The sequence below is a fragment of the Halococcus sediminicola genome (genome assembly GCF_000755245.1).
GTDB classification, from domain to species: Archaea; Halobacteriota; Halobacteria; order Halobacteriales; family Halococcaceae; genus Halococcus; species Halococcus sediminicola.
Genome location: NZ_BBMP01000001.1, coordinates 96,637 through 114,788, shown reverse-complemented (window position 1 = coordinate 114,788; position 18,152 = coordinate 96,637). Strand labels below are relative to the sequence as shown.

The window sequence follows — 18,152 nt, the reverse complement described above, 5'->3', positions numbered from 1 at the left end:
GAGGATACGGCCGATGAGTGACGTTGCGATCGCTGGCTACGCTACGAGCGGTTTCGCTGGTGAGACGGACAAATCAGGCAACGAACTGGTCTTGGAGACGAACATGGCGGCTCTCGATAACGCTGGCGTCACTCGTGAAGACCTGGACAGCGTGATGTTCACCGGTCAGGATCCTTACGATGGCGCCGCCATCAGTGACGGTCAGAAGGTTGCGACCGCCGCGGCGTACAACAAGCCAATTATGCGGCTCCAGAGTGGCGGCGGAGCGGCAATCCACCAGGCCAGAGCGAAGATCCGAGCTGGCAAGGCCGATGTAGTCACGGTCGTTGCGGCTGACTCGGTAACCGCTGACCCGACGATGTTGAGCTGGTCGTCGCATGAAGCCCTCTACCACCGACCGTTTGGGATGAACAACCGCCAGTCGTACGGTTTCTTCACTCAGAACTATCTCGACGGATCCGACGTCACCCGGGAAGACTTGGCAGCCACCGCTGCCAAGAACTACGAAGCTGCCGCGGAGAATCCCGATGCCCACCGTCGCGAGGGGTACTCGACTGAGGAAGTTCTGGACTCGGACTTGGTCGTTGGGCCACTAACGGAGCTGATGCTTGAGCCGATGTCCTACGGTGCTGCTGTAATCGTGTTGGTTAGTGAGGCAGCCGCAGCTGAACTCGACGATGTTTCAAGTTACATCACTGGAACAGGCATGGCCACCGAGAAATACTGGTATCGAGAGATGGAAAGTCGGCTCCGCCAGCCGACGCTGCGGGACGCTGCAGCAATCGCCTACGACGAGGCGGGAATCGACGCTGCCGACATTGACGCCGCCGAGATAGCCACCTATGCGCCGTCGTTCGAGCTCCTCAGCTACGAGGCGCTAGGATTCTGTGACGAGGGCGATGGACCGTCGCTAGTTGCCGACAACACGACGGCGATCGACGGCTCGCTTCCTATCAACACTTCGGGTGGTCCACTGGCGACGAGTCCGCCGAACTCCGGCGGTGTCTACCGCGCTATCGCGGCCTGCCAGCAGATCCAGGGCGATCTCGGTCGACAGTCTGCCGACTGCGTGCTCTTAGCTGACAACGACATGCACTTGGGAGAGCCTGCACGGACAGACGCCTTGGTCGTCCTTGAAGGAGGGCCGGCATGACCCGGGACGTCGGTGCGATCGGCGTCGGCTACTCCGACCCCAGTACGTTCACTGACTACCGAATGTCGACCATGTCGAAAGAGGAGCAGGCCTTCGAGGCGATCACGGCCGCACTGGAACACGCCAATGCCGATCCCGACGACATCGACGTAGCACTGTTCTGTACAGTCGACGGCTTCGAGGGTACGTTTCGGGTCGAGCGGACTCTTGAGGTCCCTGGAATGGGCGACGACATCCCAGTGATCAGTATCAACACCGGTGGAACCGCTGGCGGAAGCGGCGTGAAAGTAGCCTATGAATACCTCGCCTCGGGCGAATACGACACGGCGCTCGTCTACGGTTCACCGTCGTTCGACTCGGTAGTCGAAGCCCAGCCGGTGATGAACACGAACGCTGACCCGCTGTTCGAGCGTAACTTCGTCACGGCTATCCAAATGGGCGCGCTGCCAAGCTCTGGTTACATGGAGATCTCGGGCGCCACCCTCGAAGATTTCGCAAAAGTCGCAGCCCAGAATTACAAGAACGCCGCAATGAACCCGTACGCCCATCGCAACGAGGGCAAGACCGTCGAGGAAGTGTTGGACTCTCCGATGGTCTGCTGGCCGCTGCGACGGGCGATGACCTGCCCGGTCTCTTCTGGCGCGGCAGCGATGGTGATGGCCGAGGAGGACACCGCCTACGAGCACTGCGATACACCCGTCTGGGTGGAGGACATCGACTCGATCAGTAACACCTTTGAGACGGGCTACCGGACCATGGACTGGTTCCCGAAGCTCAAGACGCTCGCCGACCGGGTCTACGAGCGTGCGGGCGTCGAAGACCCGCTTGAGGACTTTGATGTCGTGGAGACGTTCAATCCTTACATTCCCTTCGAGATGATCGAGTACGAGGCAATGGGCTTTTGCGAGAAAGGGGAGGCCAAACACCTCGTCCGCAATGGTGTCACAGCTAGGGACGGCAAACTCCCGGTCAATGTCTCAGGCGGGACGCTTGCGACGAACTCCGGGATCTGTGCATCTCTGTCTCGACACACCGAGGTCGTCCTTCAGTTGATGGACGAGGCTGGCGAGCGTCAAATCGAAGGTGCGGAACGCGGTGCTGTCCAGTCTTGGGGCGCAAATCTCGGCCAGTTCCAGCAGATGGCAATCTTCTCGACGAGTCGGTAGCGATCGCTGCTGATGAGGTGGTGATTCCTTGATCGGGTTGAGGATGCCTCGTCCATCATTGAGCTCCCCGAATCAGCTCAGCTCACTTGAAACATCACCAATTATGTCGTCGTTCGATCGAATGGTGAAAAGAAATTGAGGTATTTAATCACGACCGCTGGCAGTGTATCCGACAGATTGCAGGCTTGTCGAAGAGGTACTGAATCGCTGATTAAACATTGAGGGAAGCTAGCTACCCAAACAAGCCACAATAGCGAAATTAACCCTTTGATGAGTTCACGGTTTGAGCAGTGGGAGCGTAATCAGTAAGCAAGCACTTCAGCGCTCCCTCTCCCCACAGCCGACGACAGGAGGCCACCCCTCGCTGCGACAGCAGCCATAGTTATATGAAACCACTCGTTAGAGACCGGTCAGCACCCCTTCAGGTACTCCCGTTTTCAATCTGAGAGTGTGGGTCTTAGACCCAATACTCACTACTCACAAATCTCGTCAATTGAAACGTCCTTTTTTACTCTACACTGCCCCCGAGCAAGTGGGGCCGCGAAATGCACGAGGACCAATTGCCCGCCTCCCTTGTTAGCACCTCTCCTACACGCCCTCATCGAATCTCGTCAAAAACGCTGATGCCAACTCTCAAACATCTTTGATATCGTGGGCGGTACGTTGATGGGACTGCTACCTGACTCTGCGAGGATAACAAAGCGCTCCCTCTAACGTCAATGCTCTCCGCTCTGCGAAACTTCAACTTCACCAGCGTCGTTTCCGTTAGCAACCATCTGCTTCGGTAAAACGTCTAGGGTGACCATCTTTTGCACAAATCGGGCCCCGCGGTAACCTCTCCTTATGGCCTACTCGGACGGAATATATCTACCCGATTGTCTACGCTTGCGTACCTAATAGACGCTACACACTGACGACGTACCATCTCATATCCGACGGTGATATCGCTAACCCTCTCCTCGCTGATCCTTAGCGTGCGTGGGGGAACGCTCCGGTCAATGAAGTCACATATCAAACCCCGAACTTTCATACACCCAGAGTTATTTCTCCATTAGATATAGAGGTAGTCAACTCACTGTAATGTCAATACAACGCAATAATTTGGTGATCTTAGGAGGAACCACTAATGGATGATCGAGACGTCAAAAACCGCCTTCGCCGGATCGAGGACCGTTTCAAAATCGAACAACTCCGGTTCGCGTACTGTTATGCCGTTGACGAACGCGACTGGGAGGCGTTGGTCTCGTTGTTCACAGAAAATGCTACACTGGATTACGGCGATCTCGGGACCTACGAGGGCCATGACGGTATACACGCTTTCGCGACCGAGTTTATCGAGCCAAATCTCAAAGCTACCGCCCACGTCGTCCACAATCCGGTCATCGATGTAAATGGTGATACTGCGACGGGCCACTGGTACGTGACTTCTCCTATCACGCACCAAGATGGAAGCGGCGGCTTCCGCTGGGGCCGATACGATGAGGCATACCACTGTACTGACGGGGAATGGTACATTGATGACCTACGTTTTCGCTTCATCTATTCGCTCGATTACGAGGAAGGATGGCCTGATCTCGAGACTTTCCCGCAGAGATAAGTACGATGGCAGATCTGCTTTCCTCGGCTGAAAGTAACACTTGAGACGACTCACAACTGTTGTAGCTTCGAACGAGGTTTCTCTGCAGTTCCTCCACAGGTCATGTAGCACGGAAATCGAAATCCTCGCTAGCTGAATCCCGAATCCGTGTCGTAGCCTCCAGTTTGCTTGCTGATAGCTTCTGTGAAATCTTCATCGTTGGAGTTGACTACCGAACACAACGTTTCTGTAGGCGGGTTGCTGGCTGCTGTGTCGAACATCGGAACAACACTGCTGCCGGGGAAGCAAGTCGTGGTCTCCGGATACTGGTCTAAGCGAGCTTTCCGCCTTCGACGGGGAGTGTGACCCCGGTGACTCGGGATGCAAGATCAGAGGCGAGGAAGAGCACCGCTTTTGCGATCTCTTCGGGCTGAGCAAGCCCTGGCATGGGTTCCATTTCGAGAAACGCTTGTTCCTGTTCGGGGTCCTCTTCAAGAACGCGTGTGACCATTTCCGTTTCGACGATACCCGGTGCTACAGCGTTTGCACGAATGTTTTCGGCAGCATACTCGTTCGCGACCGTTTTGGTCATCAGGCTCACACCAGCTTTGGTAGCACCGTACACTGAGTAGGTGGGAATGCCGGAGACGCCACCGATCGAAGAGGTACTCACAATCGTGCCGCCGTTCTCATTTTCAAGCATTGCCTCGACACCGAATTTCATTCCTAGCCACACACCTTTCAGATTAATGTCAACCACGTCATCGAATCCGTCGACTGACTGATCTGCGATTTTGGCGACTTGACCTTCGATGCCTGCGTTGTTGTGTAGAACGTCTAACTGACCGTATTCGCCCACGGCAGTTTCAATCATCGCTTCTACGTCGCTGGGCTTGGCGACGTTCGTCTCGACAAACGTAGCGGTGCCTCCCGCTTCCTCGATCTCCGCCACCGTTTGTTTTCCTTCGTCTACGCTTACATCGGCGACGACCACGTTTGCCCCCTGTTCCGCGAATAGTTTTGCCGTTGCTTCACCAATACCGGATGCGGATCCAGTAACGATTGTCGACTTGCCGTCCACTAATTCCATTGATGGGTTCTCCGTATACTCCTGTGATTTCCTTCATCATAGTTGTTTCGCCTAATCTTCGGGGCCACTAACGTCAGAACGAGAGTGTGAGTATCACTTCGCCCAACACTTTAGCTAGTTTGGAAAGGTTGTGTTTGACATGAATTCTGAGAGGCGGCAATAACTTTCTACCTTTGACATTTTGACAATGTTGGCTCGAAAACCCAACCTTTTTGCCGTTTGGTAGTGTGACGCTAGGTTGCACCATGCAAGAAGTAGATGATCCAGTGGCGGTGCTTACGGTGTCAAACGTAGTGCACTGCTACATGCGGAGGATGGACGACCACGATCTCGATGGAGTTCTCGAACTGCTCCACGACGATTGCGCCATCGATTACGGCGACTTCGGCTATTACGAGGGCAGAGATGAAGTCACTGACTTTCTTGAGGGGTACATCGAGGGCGAAACGGGGATTCTCGACTCATTCCACCTTGGAATCAACCCCTGGATCACTACGGATGGTGATACTGCAACGGGCCGCTGGCACTTCCTCGATCTAGGGCACCTCGAGGATATCGGCGCTGCGTGGCTCGCCGGGTTTTACGAAATTGAGTTCATCAAAGTCGAAGATGAGTGGTTCATCGAGAAACTCACGTACGATGCAAAGTATCTCTCACCATACGACGAGGGATGGGTCGAAGAACCGATGGTTATCTGACGATGTCTTCGAAGCGCGTCCCGGAGACCACATCGAACGTTTCGCCACGCACACGGACAGCATCCACCGAAAGCCCGTCCGACACTCGGAAACAACAGAACAGAACAATACTGTCTGACTCGACTCGGAGAACAGAAGCGAAGCCCACATCAGCCGCTCACACCGAAAAATGGATATGAAGCACAACTTCGATCTAGGAATAGAAGATCAAGAATCGTTTATTGAACGCTCTCAGCACTTCAACGTTGGTGACTTGATGCGAAAGGCGGCACGGATGCACGCCGACAACGTAGCAGTAAGCGAACCAGGGCGAGAAGTAACGTACGCTGAATTTAATGAACGAGTCAATGCGCTAGCAAACTCGCTTCTCAGTCGTGGATACGAAAAAGGAGACGCTACTGTCGCCGTTCTCGCGGAGAACCGCGGAGAATACATAGAATCCTACTTCGCCGCCGCCAAAGTCGGCTTTTTAGTTCCCGCACTGAACTGGCGGCTCGAAGAAGAAGAACTCGTCCACTGTGCTGGTCTTGTCGAACCCGATGTTCTCATTGTCTCTGATCGATACCGTGAGAAAGCGAGTTGGATCGAAAATGGTCTTGATGACCCACCAGACATCATCAATTTCGACGGCGACAACGGTGATGACGATTATGAGACCCTGATTGAGAACGGCTCAACCGAAGAACCGGCTCCGGAGTACGATGTGGACCCCGAACAGGGACTCGTGGTTCTGTACACTTCGGGAACGACCGGTCTTCCAAAGGGTGTCGTTATCAGTCACCGAGCCTGGCTCGCTCGCGGGTATACCTATACTATCGACTGGAATCTCCAGCGAGGTGATGGCTGGATCGCATGGGCACCTCTATTCCACATCATCTCAGCAGACGCCCTTCCAGCAGTTTTCTCTATGGGTGGGACTTACTACCCGCCGGATGGGTTCGACACGGAACGTATAGTTGATATCCTGCTGGAGAAAGACAAAGGTGGGATCGGTTGGATGTTCTTGCTCCCTGGCGTCATCAACAAATTCCTCGATTACCTCGATGAGAACGATATCGGGGCCGAAGACATGCGGGAAATCCGTGAAATTGGTGCACTGGTTGACCTCGTGGACCCGAAAAAAGTCAAACGAGTAACTGAGAAGTTCGATATGCCGTTCAAGAATTCCTATGGAGCAACTGAGGATGCCAACGTACTCAGCGCGGGCAGCAACATTCCTGTAGGTGTTATGCCTGACGATGAGGACCTCGCAAAAGTCGAGTCCTCATATGTGGATTTGAAACTCATCGACGAAGACTGGAATGAAGTCGAAGGCCGAGGTGAACTTGCGGCTCGCGGTCCGACGCTCTGTAGCGGATACATCAACAACCCCGAGGCCAACGAGGCAGACTTCAAAGATGGCTGGTTCCGAACTGGCGACATCTTTGTCCACAATGATGATGGCACCTACAGCTTTGTCAACCGCCGGAAATACCTCATCAAAAGTGGAGGAGAGAATATCTATCCTGCAGAACTCGAAAAGGTACTCCTCCAGCATGAGGAGATTGAAGAGGCAACTGTCGTCCGCGTATCCGACGAAAAGTGGGGAGAAGTACCACGCGCGATTGTCAGTACATTCAACCCAGACGAGGTTGACACAGACGAACTCATGGAGATGTTGAAAGGGAACTTGGCGAACTACAAACTCCCCCATTTCATCGAAATCGTCGAGCCCGAGGATTTCCCTCGTTCCGCAACCGGGAAGGTAGTTCGAGAGGAAATCGAAGACTGGGAAGTCAGCGAAACAAATCGGGTCCGCGAAGTCTGATTTGGACTCGGTTTGCCTTCGAAAAACTCGCTCACTCACCGGATATCGACCAGAGCGCGACGGTTCTTACAACCTACACATCACAACGGGAGAACGACAACGATCTGAGCGGGTTTAGTATGGAATTTGTCTGCGTCCGGGGAGTTTGATCCCTCAACGAGCGGTGCCAGCCCGATATGTGCGATAGTTCACTAGGCAGAAAAACGACCATCATGGGAGGCGCTCTGGAATCGGAGAACTAACGCCTCTTAATTCGCCTGGGGTAGACGTTGCGATCACCGGGAGAGACAGCGTGATTGCGGCACCATCGACCAACTAAAAACGTATAACCTTCTTGAGAGCACTTCGCTCGTCAGACTCAGTCCAGCTAAGAGATGAGCGGTGAGAGCGATATCCGAGGCACCTATCAGGAAATTAGCAGTCAAACAGCCGCGTTGCGTTTTGTCCGAGCAAGCTCTCGATCTCCTCGTCCGTGAAGGTTGGATCGGTCTCTCGGCTTGCTAGCGCACGAATATTCCCGATCCATTCATCTTTTGGATGAACGGGATAGAATGCCGGGTCGTCTGTTCCGAACAGCATCCTGTCACTCCCAACGGCATCCATCAGGTGCCGGACGGCGGTCGCGAACTCCTCCGGTCGTTCCTTGCAGCGTTCCTGCCAGCCCGAAACGTCGACATGAAGGCGTGTGTTGACCTTCGAGTTCGCGACCGCATGGAGGTCCCGCCACCACTCGAAGGACATATGAGCGGCGATAATGTCGAGATCCGGGAAATCAGAGAGGACCTCGTCCAAGTTGTTGGGGTGTGAATACTTGCTATAGAGGGGTGCGAAAATCGGACCCGAATCGGTGAGCACCGGTACGTTGAGGCGGCGGGCGAGTTCAAGCAGGCGGTAGGTCTCTTGATCATGGTGATAGAACCCCGCAGTGGGGTGGAGTTTGATCCCGTCCATTCCCCAGTCTGTGATTGCCGTCTCTATATGGTCGACTGCACCCGGTCGGCGCGGATCGATCGTTGCTAGTGTTGAAATTCGATCCGTGTTATCCGCACCGAACTCGCTTATTTTGCGGTTGACCTCCCGGATCGGGGTCTCTGGCTCTCCTAATGCGAGTCCGAAATCGACCCCGAAGACGACCTGGTGGTCGATTACGTTTTCGTCCATCAGTTCGAGTAGTTTCTCACCGGTCGGGTCCCAGTACGTCGGAAGGTACGACTCCCGAATTCGCTCTGGATCGACCGTGTTCCCTCGTTTCTCGTTTTGACGGACGGCGATGTCCACGAACGCATCCCAAAACCGCTTGGGGAGCCAGTCCTCTGCCCATAGATGCGAATGCACGTCAACGATCCTCGACATAGCTCGAACGAGACCCGTCGGGGAGATAAAGTTCCCGCCTCTCTTTCTCAAGAGGGAGCCATCTACAACAGCGTTACCCAGTTTGTGAGTACTTGACCATCCAGCCCTTTCGTTGGCCGTACTGCAGTTGCCTCGGGCATGGCCCGTGAGATTCTCCATTTGCTCACATGGTCAGTAGTACGCTTGTCAAATGGATGTTGGATACCGAAGCGGCCTGCAAAATGGCTGCTCACCGATGTACGGATGCCAAAATCAGGCCGTGGTCGTCGGAGCTATCGGGGAGCTGTTCGGATTGAGAACTGCAGTCGACGACCGAGGGCTAGTCTCTGCTCACTTCGACGCCTACTGCTTTCCGGTCCCAGGTTTGCTCGGAATTGCCCCACTCGCGAAGTTTCGCCTTCTGAATCTTCTCATTCTCAGTCTTCGGAAGTTCGTCCACGACTTCAAGGTAACGCGGCACCATAAAGTAGGGCATTCGCTCGTTGGCCCACTCGATTAGTTCTACCTCTGTTGCCGACTGACCCTGTTTGACGGTGAGCCATGCCTTGACCTCGTCTTCACCCCCTTCTTCTTCGGCCTTGATTCCGACGACGGCGCACTCCTCAACCGCGGGATGGCTGAGAAGCGGCTGTTCCACCTCATACGTTGAAATGTTTTCCCCACGCCGGCGGAGTGTATCACCCATTCGATCGACGAAATAAAACCAGCCGTCTTCGTCTCGTCGGAGACCATCACCAGTGTGAAACCATCCGTTCCGGAGCGCTTCGACGGTTTTCTCCGGCATTCCGTAGTATCCAGGTGTCATGATCCACGGGATCTCCGGACGAATCGTGTACTCACCCATTGTCCCGGTTTCGACTGGCCAATCCGTCTCTGGATCGACCAACTGAACGTCGAAATAATCCGACAAAAGAACTCCTGCGGCCCCGTTCGGTCTGTCGACCCCGTAAGGGGTTAGGACCGGCATACAAGTCTCGGTAGTACCGATGACTTCTGTAGTGAATTCGATCCCGTAGCGGTCCTCGAACTCGTTTTTGATGCCGTAGGCAGTGGGGGCGGCAAACAGACATCGGAGATCGTTATTGTCGTCGATCTCGCGTTCTGGTTGTTGGTAGACGAAATCCATCATCGATCCGAGGAAGTTACAGACAGTCGCGCCGGTCTCGTGGAGGCGGTCGACCCATCCCGATGCAGAGAATTTTTCGAAAAGGGCGACCTTTGCACCCATGATCAAAGCTGGGAAAATGACAAGCACTTGCCCGTTCGAGTGAAACAGTGGGTTCCCCGTCATGTAGATGTCCTCGCTGGTGAGCTGGGTGATGTTGACACACTGCTCGGCGAAGAAGTACTGATGAGCATAGGTTTTCTGAATCGCCTTTGAGGGGCCTGTAGTTCCCGAGGTCATGATAATCGACGCGGTGTCATTGAATGAGAGGTCAGCCTCGGGCTTTGAATCGTCATCAGTGAGTATGCCCTCATAACGACCGAATTCGATCGAGGAGTCCGTGGTATTTCTCAGGGGTTTATCGCCTAAGAGGACGATATCCGAGAGGTGATTCAGTGACGACTCGATCTCAAGAATGCGCTGTCCGAACGAATCATGAAAGATGCCGAAATCCGCCTCAGTGAGGTTGGCAACGTGGGCCAGCGTGTCTCGCTTGTAGCTCGTGTTCACGGGGACCTCAACCGCGCCGATCTTGCTCAGTGCGAACCAGAGGAAAACGTACTCCGGCGAGTTGGGCAGCATCAACAAGACGTGGTCGCCTTTCTCGACGCCGCGCTCACGTAACCCGTGAGCGAGGCAGTTCACGGTACAGTCGGTCTCAGCGAAGGTGGCGACTTGGTCGGTGGTTTCCCATTGTAAGAACGGTTCGTCGGGGCGTTCGTGCGCTTGGTGTTCGAGTATTTTCGGGAGTAGCCAGTCTTCTTGGTCCTCCCACTGCAGTTCATACTCGGCGAAATCCTCGTAGGTCTGCATAGAGGACGCAGACACGGCAAGTATTAATAGCCACCGCCGTTATAACCACAACCGGTGGAAGTGGTTTCGACTGGCTCCGACAGTAGGTGAGGGGTTAATGTATCCCCGTTTCGAAAGGCCAGCATGCGAGATGCCTACTTGATTGGAGCCGCTCAGACCGACTTTGGATCGTTTCCCGACGAGAGCTACCGCTCGCTGTTCCGTGAGGCCTACGAAGCGGCAGTGGAAACGGTTCCGGGAGGAATCGAACCGGCAGACGTAGATGAGGCGTACATCGGTATGCTGTCGATTGGCGGGCGACAGATCGGCCTCTCGGCGCCAGCTATTGCCGAGCACGTTGGCCTGTCGAAAGTCCCCTGTACTCGATTGGAGAATGCTTGTGCAGCATCAGGGTATGCCATCCGCGATGCAGTCCAGGCAGTCAAAAGCGGAATGGCGGACGTAGTTGTCGCTGGCGGGACAGAGATTATGAACGACCTCAGCTCCGAAACGCTGCCGTACTGGCTGGGTGTAAGCGGTGAGATGGAATGGGAGCGAATGGCCGGCACCACTTTCGCCGGCGTCTACGCCCAAATCGCCAGTGCCCATATGGCCAACTACGAGACGACTCGCGAACAGCTCTCCCGCGTTGCGGTCAAGAGCCATCGAAACGGTGCGATGAACCCCCATGCACAGCTCGGATTCGAATGTTCCTTAGAAGATGCGGAGGAGGCACCGATCATTGCCCACCCGCTCACGCTGTACCACTGTTGTCCGACGACCGATGGCGCTGCGGTCACGATCATCGCCAGCGAGGATGCTGCAGAGGAGTATACCGACCGACCGATCCGAATCGCTGGTGTGGGGGCAGCTAGTGATTCGATCGGTTTGTTTCAGCGCGACTCCTACACCAATCTCCCGGCTGCTCGGACGGCTGCTGACCGGGCCTACGAAATGGCTGGTGTTGGCCCGGATGACGTCGACTTCGCAGAGGTACATGATTGCTTCTCGATCGCCGAAATCGTCGCCTACGAGGACCTTCGGTTCTGCGAGCAGGGGAAAGGCGGTCGTCTCGTAGAGGAGGGTGAGACAGCGCTCGGCGGACGAATCCCGGTCAATACCTCCGGAGGTCTCAAATCAAAAGGCCATCCGATAGGTGCCACCGGAGCTGGCCAAGTGGTCGAGATGTTCAAACAGCTTCGTGGCGAGGCTGGCGAGCGCCAAGTCGAGGACGCCGAGCGCGGATTGGCTCACAATGTCGGTGGGAGCGGCGGCGCGGCATCAGTTCATATCTTCGAGGGACCGGAGGTGAAGCCATGACCGTAATCGAGAGCGGGATCGCCGGTATTGGTGCGTACATACCTGACACCTGGATCCCGGCGTCGGAACTCCGCGAGGGATGGGGACAGTTCCTAGCGCGCGGCGTTTCGTCCAAGGCAGTTCCGGCCGCCGACGAAGATGCAATCACGATGGCATACGAGGCATCAACCCGCGCGCTGACGGCAGCCGGCATCGAGGGTGGCGATATTGATAAACTCCTATTCGCGAGCACGACCCCACCCGTCGCCGAGGAGGATCTCACCGCTAAGCTCGGCGCAATGCTTGCTATCCCGGAAACGGCTACTAGGGCCATCGTCACTGGCTCTACTGCCGCCGGGGCACAGTGTCTTGTCGAAGGGGGGCGTTCGATGGGACGGACGCTCGTAGTCGCGAGTGATTGTCCCCATGGTGACCCCGACGACGCCATCGAACACGCTGCCGGTGCCGGTGCAGCCGCGTTCGTCCTTGAACCCGAAGCCCCGATTGCTATTTCCGATGTCTCGGAGTACGCGATTCCATATCCTGGAACGAGATTCCGAAACAGAGGCTCCGAGACAGTCGATAGTTTAGACGTCACATCTTACGAACGGGAGTCGTTCTCACGAGCACTCACAGGCGCAGCATCACAACTTGATTACGATCCAAGCCAAGTGGCGGCCGCAGCAATCCACGCCCCTGACGCTGCGATTCCTTACCGGGCAACTGGACCGCTCGGAGTGGATAAAGAAACCGTCGCTGCCGCCACAGTCGCCGACGAAATCGGTGATGCCGGCACCGCTGGAGTCCCGATTGCACTAGCGTCGGCCATCGCAGACGGTGCCGACCGGGTGCTGGTCGCGGGGTACGGAAGTGGTGCAACGGCGGCACTACTCCTGCTCGAGAGGAGTCAAGACCGATCGCCGCCGACAGATCTGGCCATCGGGGGTAGCCGCCAGCTCTCGTTTGCAGAGTATGTCCGTCTCCGTGGTGACGTCACGTCTGGAGCGCCAGAAGGTGGTGGAGGATATGTAAGCATTCCCACATGGCAGCGGTCGATCGCACAGCGCTACCGACTCGAAGCAGGTCGATGTCCAGAATGCGAGGAGTTGAACTTTCCACCAACGGGTGTCTGTTCGTCTTGTCGTGCATCGGTGGGGTATGATTCGGTCGCGCTCTCGCGATCAGGCACGCTCGAGGCACTCTCTGTAATCGCTCAAGGCGGCGCACCGCCTGAATTTGCTGAACTCCAAACGAAGTACGGTGGAGCCTACGCGACCGGGATCGTTTCGTTTGACGGACCGGACGGTGATTCGGTGAGTGCGCCTGCGTTCGTACTTGAGGCTGACCCGGACGACTTGTCTGTCGGCGACCGGGTTGAGGCAACGATCCGCCGGATCTACACTCAAGAGGGCGTTACTCGATACGGATTCAAAGTCGCCCCTACAGACGAAGCGAGCGTGAGCTGAGACCAATTATTGCATAGCTTTACGGTTCTCCCTCGGCACGTCTGGAGTATGGACTCAGAGATGAATGTGGAGGAGTTTCAGATCGAGGGATCGACGGCCGTTGTGACGGGATCGTCTTCGGGTATCGGTCGAGCGATCGTCGAACGATTTGCCGACCAGGGACTCGACGTTGTTGTGACCTCTCGGTCGAGAGAGAACGTAGAACCAGTCGCAACGGCGATCAATGAACGCCCTGGGGGTGACGCGCTCCCTATCGAGTGTGATATCAGGGACTGGGACGCAATCGAGGCCCTAGTCGAGGAAACCACCGAGACGCTCGGACCGATCGATGTGTGGATCAACAATGCTGGGGCAAGTTTCATGGCTCCCTTCGAGGAGATCAGCCAAAATGGATGGCAGACCATCGTCGACATCAATCTCAATGGGGCGTTCAACTGCACACAGGTCGTTGGTGAGTGGATGCGCGAAAACGACGGTGGGACAATCGTCAATGTCTCCAGTGTCGCCGCCCGCGATGGGGCGCCACAGATGATCCCCTACGCGGCGGCGAAAGCAGGAATGGACAAATTGACCTGGACACTGGCGTATGAGTGGGCAAAGTACGACATTCGCATCAACGGTGTCATGCCCGGACTCGTTGCAACAGAGGGACTGGCGAGTCAAGAAGACATCGAGGCGGACGATATCAGCCGAGAACGTGTCGACCGCGAGATCGGTCTTCCCGACGAAATCGCTACAGTAGCACAGTTTTTGGCGAGTCCAGCCGCGAGCTATATCCAAGGCCAAACGATCGTTGCTGAAGGGATTCCCCGTATCCCACGGACCTCGCTCCACGAGAACTGAATCACGCATCTCAGGGAGTCATACGACTCCTTTCCCTGCCCGATGGGTTTTTGTACCGCCTCCGTCGAGAGTAGTATACATGTTCGATCTCACTGGCGAGCAGGAGATGATTCTCTCCTCCCTTGAAGAGATGGCACGCGATCAGTTCGCGGAGAAAGCCTTCGAGTGGCACGGCGAACCACCGTGGGAAAACGTCGAATTACTCGCCGATCGAGGATTCCTCGGGATTAATTTCGACGAAGCGTATGGCGGTGGCGGTATGACCGAATTCGAGGCGATGCTCTCGATCGAGGCCGTCGGGAGTGTCTGCCCAGACACTGCCGAGTTTATCTACAACCAGCAGATGGTTGCACCGAGAGCCATCGAGATGTTCGGGACCGAGGCGGCAAAAGACCAGTATCTTCCACCAGTCCTGACTGGTGAGGATTTTATTGCGATTGCCATCTCGGAACCTGAATCGGGTTCGGACGTAGGGTCGATGAACACCCGAGTCGACAACGGACTTGTCCTCAACGGCGAGAAGACTTGGGTGAGCAATGTCCCACACGCAGATGCTACAGTTGTTTGGGTGAAGTTCGAAGAGGGACTGGGCTCGGTCGTTGTCGAATTCGACTGGCCTGGGGTTGAGGTCCAAGAGCACTACACCAACATGCACGGAGGAACCCAGAGCCAGATTCGATTCGAGGATGTCGATGTTCCGGAAGAGAACGTGCTAACACGCGGGAAGGACGCTTTTGTCGAGCAGCTAAAAGCACTCAATTGGGAACGGCTCGGCTGTGCGACGCTCGCCAACTCTTGGGCGCGTAATGGTCTCGAAAAAGCTATCGAGTACGCACAGCAACGCGAGCAGTTCGGTCAGCCAATCGGTGACTTTCAGGGCATCGAGTGGAAGCTCGCGGATATGACGACACAGCTCGAAGCCGCCCGGCTGCTGACCTACCGCGCAGCACTCACCGCTCACGACCAGGGACGGATCCCGGATCGGCTCGAGACTTCGATGGCCAAGCTTTACTCGACCGAACGGGCCGAACGGGTCGTGAGTGAGGCTTTGCAGATACATGGTGCGAATGGTTATCAACGAGGTCATCCTCTGGAGTATCTCTACCGTCTTGCACGAGGTCGGCGGCTCGCCGCCGGGACTGACGAGATACAGAAAAACCAGGTCGCGAGTGCTCTCAAGAAAAACGGCTTACCCGACCTAGTCTAAAGCGTAGCAACTCTTTTCTTGTAAACCTGAGCGCACACTCGAGTCAGTGTATTGCTTTACCGAATCGGCGACCGGTGGCGTGCGATCAGTAACACTCCCAGCGACTACGGGTCCGATAACCTGCTCGGGTTCACACTCAGAAGGGTGCATGAGGGCCAGAGTCGAGTCGGCCGGCAGAGTTCATCGACGAAATCACGACCGAGCAACAGACAGCGGGGTCGCCGTCGCCCTCGGCACGGTGATAGAATACGCGGTTATGGCAATGGTCAGAACGACCCTGAGCAGACAACCGTGCCGGCATCGACCCTAACATGAACTCCATTTCAGCGTCGAGTGAATCATTAGTTGCGTACGGTGAGGCTGCCGGCTCGGCCACTCCGAACACCATCGACGAGGAGGACGACGAATTTAGGACATGGACAGCGTGCGAAGTGATGGCACAGAAACTGTCTGTTGAGCGTTCGAATCCTGATTAGTCTCGGTGTCTGGTCTCTAGCTCCCAGCTTTCCTCGCCGCTCGACCGGACCCGCTCCGCCGTGTCGGCGGTCAGGCGGTACCCTTCCTTCTCCCGACGCAGAGCACCGGTCCGGGTCAAATGGTTTAGATGAGCGTACGCTTCACCTGGACCGTGAAGGATGTGGACTCCTTCTAGTGAGCCGAACAGCTCTTGGCTGACCGCCCAGGGCGTCATCAAGTTGTCCCTCTCGAGAGTTCTGAGCACTCGCATTGCGCGTTCTTCGTGGTGATGGAAGATACCGCGTGCACGACCAGCCGGGTCGGCAATCGTGGTTCGATGGCCTGGCCAGGCCCGACCGAACTTTTCGTCGACGAACCACTGCAGCGTCTCGAGGTAGTCCACCAGCGGTTCTTCAACTCGAATATCCGCGCCCCCGATGTTCGGTGTGTACACCGGTAGCAGCGCATCGCCGGAGATGACCTCGTCCCGTGCTGGGAGAACGAATGCGAGATGGCCGAGCGAGTGACCCGGTGTGTGGTGGGTTCGAAGTGGTGTTCCACAGCAATCGACCCGGACGTTGTCTTCGATAGGTTCGACCGAAACATCGGCGTAGAGATTGGGGTCCTCTACAAACGCGTCGAACAGCGCCTCAACCTTGTTCGCTGGCACGCCCCATGAGTCGAGCTGTTCGCATCGTTGTCGGTTCAGTCGCTCCCAGGCTGTCTCATTTCCTTCAATCAACGGACGATCCGCCGGGTGAGCGTGGACGGAAGCGCCGCTCTGATCGACGAGCCACCCGACTGCGCCGCAGTGGTCGATGTGGTAGTGCGTCAGAAAGATTCGGTCGAGATCCGGTATCGTCAGGCCTGCGGCCGCGAAGCCATCGACCACTGCATCACGGACCTCCGGTGTGTCCGACCCAGCGTCGATTAGAGCTGTTTCCTCGCCGTCGAGGAGATAGACATTGTTGGTCCCTTCCAAGTACTCGTTCGGCAGCGAAATGCGGTGCATTATCATGGCATGTATGCAGGAGACTATGAACGCTTTGACAAACTGATGAGAGAAGTGTAGTACATTCGTGGATGATCGGAACACTCCCATGAGCGATCAGGTGGTCTTCGGTGGGTAGCAAGACTGCTCCGGTGGTCCGCCAGCAGGAGGGGTTCAGTCTTCCCTCTAATTGTACGTCCGGTCGAACTCGGGTTCGCGTTTTTCTCGAAAGGCGGCGACGGCTTCTTCATGTTCCGGATCGTTCACGCAGTCCCACTGGTGGTCGATCGCCTGCTCACAGTACGCCTCAAATGACTGTTCAGGGTTTATCAGATTGTTAGTGTGCCGAACCGCGAGTGCTGGCAGGTCAAGCATCTCCTCTGCCAAGTCATACGCAGCGTTGAGGGCGTTCTCCGATTCCTCGACTGCCAATCCGAGGTCGACGGCCGCCGCTGACGTAATGCCTTTTCCTGTGAGGAGGTACTCCCGTGCTTTTGCTTCTCCAATGAGACGGGGAAGCAACCACGCGCCGCCGTCGCCTGGGATGAGACCCATCTTGACGAACCCTTCCCGGAGGACGGCATCGGGGCCGACGAGCCGAAGATCACAAGCGAGAGCAAAGTCGCAACCGGCGCCGATGGCTGGCCCTTCCACGGCGGCGATGGTCGGCTTCGACGACCCTCGGAGATTGGCAACGACGCTCTGTACATCTCTCAGGAATTCTCCATAGGCGCGTTTGCCCTTCTCTTTCCAGTCGGGCATTGAGGAAACGTCCGCCCCCGCACAGAACCCGTCCCCAGCCCCGGTGAGGACAGCTACATGTGCGTTGTCGTCGCCGCGGAACTGGTTGATGGCGTCGTTCAACTCTGTGATGGTCTGTTTGGTAAACGCATTGTAGACCGCTGGTCGGTCGAGAGTGATCGTCGCAATGCCAGTATCGATCCGGTAACCGATGTCCTCGTAGTCGGTCGCCATAGTAATTCAATGGCCCCAGCCGTTGAATAGCTTGTCGTCGTTCCCCCCCCCCAATCTCCAACTAGGCGCTCAGTTCACCGAAGGATATGTCTGGTATTCACGATTGGTCGCGGAA

14 protein-coding genes are annotated in these 18,152 nt (G+C 56.0%); 9 read left to right on the top strand and 5 right to left on the bottom strand.

From position 1 onward, the window contains the following. The first annotated feature begins 13 nt into the window (after positions 1-13). From ACP97_RS00515 to ACP97_RS00505, 3 genes are all read left to right on the top strand, one after another. Complete coding sequence (locus tag ACP97_RS00515) at positions 14-1,153, top strand: thiolase family protein (RefSeq protein WP_049995887.1); 1,140 nt, start codon at positions 14-16, stop codon at positions 1,151-1,153. Beyond that, a complete protein-coding gene (locus ACP97_RS00510) occupies positions 1,150-2,319 on the top strand; it encodes a thiolase family protein (protein WP_049995886.1) in 1,170 nt (389 codons plus the stop codon). Before ACP97_RS00515 ends, ACP97_RS00510 begins: the two co-directional genes overlap by 4 nt. 1,126 nt (positions 2,320-3,445) lie before the next feature. After that, entirely contained in the window at positions 3,446-3,916 is a 471-nt protein-coding gene (locus tag ACP97_RS00505) for a nuclear transport factor 2 family protein (RefSeq protein WP_049995885.1), read from the top strand. Positions 3,917-4,226: 310 nt separating this feature from the next. On the opposite strand, the gene ACP97_RS00500 is transcribed toward ACP97_RS00505, so the two are convergent. Then, complete coding sequence (locus tag ACP97_RS00500; protein WP_049995884.1) at positions 4,227-4,985, bottom strand: SDR family NAD(P)-dependent oxidoreductase; 759 nt, start codon at positions 4,983-4,985, stop codon at positions 4,227-4,229. A gap of 245 nt (positions 4,986-5,230) precedes the next feature. On the opposite strand from ACP97_RS00500, the gene ACP97_RS00495 reads away from it, so the two are divergent. Both ACP97_RS00495 and ACP97_RS00490 read left to right on the top strand, forming a co-directional pair. Further along, positions 5,231-5,683: a nuclear transport factor 2 family protein gene (locus ACP97_RS00495; RefSeq protein WP_079977474.1), complete on the top strand. Its 453-nt coding sequence runs from the start codon at positions 5,231-5,233 to the stop codon at positions 5,681-5,683. 175 nt (positions 5,684-5,858) lie between these two features. Then, positions 5,859-7,490 carry a class I adenylate-forming enzyme family protein gene (locus tag ACP97_RS00490; RefSeq protein ID WP_079977487.1) on the top strand — a complete coding sequence of 544 codons (1,632 nt, stop codon included), beginning with the start codon at positions 5,859-5,861 and terminating at the stop codon, positions 7,488-7,490. 414 nt (positions 7,491-7,904) lie between these two features. Here ACP97_RS00490 and ACP97_RS00485 read toward each other — a convergent pair whose 3' ends face one another. Both ACP97_RS00485 and ACP97_RS00480 read right to left on the bottom strand, forming a co-directional pair. Next, positions 7,905-9,002 carry an amidohydrolase family protein gene (locus ACP97_RS00485; protein WP_202593522.1) on the bottom strand — a complete coding sequence of 366 codons (1,098 nt, stop codon included), beginning with the start codon at positions 9,000-9,002 and terminating at the stop codon, positions 7,905-7,907. A 160-nt stretch (positions 9,003-9,162) separates the two neighbouring features. Then, complete coding sequence (locus ACP97_RS00480; protein ID WP_049995880.1) at positions 9,163-10,821, bottom strand: AMP-binding protein; 1,659 nt, start codon at positions 10,819-10,821, stop codon at positions 9,163-9,165. A 123-nt stretch (positions 10,822-10,944) separates the two neighbouring features. Here ACP97_RS00480 and ACP97_RS00475 point away from each other — a divergent pair, with 123 nt between their 5' ends. The 4 genes from ACP97_RS00475 to ACP97_RS00460 all read left to right on the top strand — a co-directional run bounded on the left by ACP97_RS00475 (position 10,945) and on the right by ACP97_RS00460 (position 15,615). Next, complete coding sequence (locus ACP97_RS00475) at positions 10,945-12,120, top strand: thiolase domain-containing protein (protein WP_049995879.1); 1,176 nt, start codon at positions 10,945-10,947, stop codon at positions 12,118-12,120. After that, positions 12,117-13,565: a zinc ribbon domain-containing protein gene (locus ACP97_RS00470; protein ID WP_049995878.1), complete on the top strand. Its 1,449-nt coding sequence runs from the start codon at positions 12,117-12,119 to the stop codon at positions 13,563-13,565. Before ACP97_RS00475 ends, ACP97_RS00470 begins: the two co-directional genes overlap by 4 nt. A 60-nt stretch (positions 13,566-13,625) precedes the next feature. Continuing rightward, entirely contained in the window at positions 13,626-14,408 is a 783-nt protein-coding gene (locus tag ACP97_RS00465) for an SDR family NAD(P)-dependent oxidoreductase (RefSeq protein WP_049995934.1), read from the top strand. Positions 14,409-14,487: 79 nt separating this feature from the next. After that, positions 14,488-15,615 (top strand): acyl-CoA dehydrogenase family protein, encoded by a 1,128-nt coding sequence (locus ACP97_RS00460; protein ID WP_049995877.1) that lies wholly within the window; start codon positions 14,488-14,490, stop codon positions 15,613-15,615. Between the two features lie 472 nt (positions 15,616-16,087). Here ACP97_RS00460 and ACP97_RS00455 read toward each other — a convergent pair whose 3' ends face one another. Together ACP97_RS00455 and ACP97_RS00450 are read right to left on the bottom strand one after the other, a co-directional pair. After that, positions 16,088-17,173, bottom strand: a complete 1,086-nt coding sequence (locus ACP97_RS00455; protein WP_154019865.1) for an MBL fold metallo-hydrolase — start codon at positions 17,171-17,173, stop codon at positions 16,088-16,090. A 75-nt stretch (positions 17,174-17,248) separates the two neighbouring features. Continuing rightward, positions 17,249-18,037: an enoyl-CoA hydratase/isomerase family protein gene (locus ACP97_RS00450; protein ID WP_049995875.1), complete on the bottom strand. Its 789-nt coding sequence runs from the start codon at positions 18,035-18,037 to the stop codon at positions 17,249-17,251. Positions 18,038-18,152: the final 115 nt, after the last annotated feature.

Coding starts and splice junctions, on each gene's coding strand:
- ACP97_RS00515 (WP_049995887.1), top strand. CDS start 14: ATGAGTGACGTTGCGATCGCTGGCTACGCTACGAGCGGTTTCGCTGGT.
- ACP97_RS00480 (WP_049995880.1), bottom strand. CDS start 10,821: ATGCAGACCTACGAGGATTTCGCCGAGTATGAACTGCAGTGGGAGGAC.
- ACP97_RS00450 (WP_049995875.1), bottom strand. CDS start 18,037: ATGGCGACCGACTACGAGGACATCGGTTACCGGATCGATACTGGCATT.
- ACP97_RS00465 (WP_049995934.1), top strand. CDS start 13,626: ATGAATGTGGAGGAGTTTCAGATCGAGGGATCGACGGCCGTTGTGACG.
- ACP97_RS00460 (WP_049995877.1), top strand. CDS start 14,488: ATGTTCGATCTCACTGGCGAGCAGGAGATGATTCTCTCCTCCCTTGAA.
- ACP97_RS00510 (WP_049995886.1), top strand. CDS start 1,150: ATGACCCGGGACGTCGGTGCGATCGGCGTCGGCTACTCCGACCCCAGT.
- ACP97_RS00470 (WP_049995878.1), top strand. CDS start 12,117: ATGACCGTAATCGAGAGCGGGATCGCCGGTATTGGTGCGTACATACCT.
- ACP97_RS00485 (WP_202593522.1), bottom strand. CDS start 9,002: ATGGAGAATCTCACGGGCCATGCCCGAGGCAACTGCAGTACGGCCAAC.
- ACP97_RS00495 (WP_079977474.1), top strand. CDS start 5,231: ATGCAAGAAGTAGATGATCCAGTGGCGGTGCTTACGGTGTCAAACGTA.
- ACP97_RS00490 (WP_079977487.1), top strand. CDS start 5,859: ATGAAGCACAACTTCGATCTAGGAATAGAAGATCAAGAATCGTTTATT.
- ACP97_RS00455 (WP_154019865.1), bottom strand. CDS start 17,173: ATGGGAGTGTTCCGATCATCCACGAATGTACTACACTTCTCTCATCAG.
- ACP97_RS00500 (WP_049995884.1), bottom strand. CDS start 4,985: ATGGAATTAGTGGACGGCAAGTCGACAATCGTTACTGGATCCGCATCC.
- ACP97_RS00505 (WP_049995885.1), top strand. CDS start 3,446: ATGGATGATCGAGACGTCAAAAACCGCCTTCGCCGGATCGAGGACCGT.
- ACP97_RS00475 (WP_049995879.1), top strand. CDS start 10,945: ATGCGAGATGCCTACTTGATTGGAGCCGCTCAGACCGACTTTGGATCG.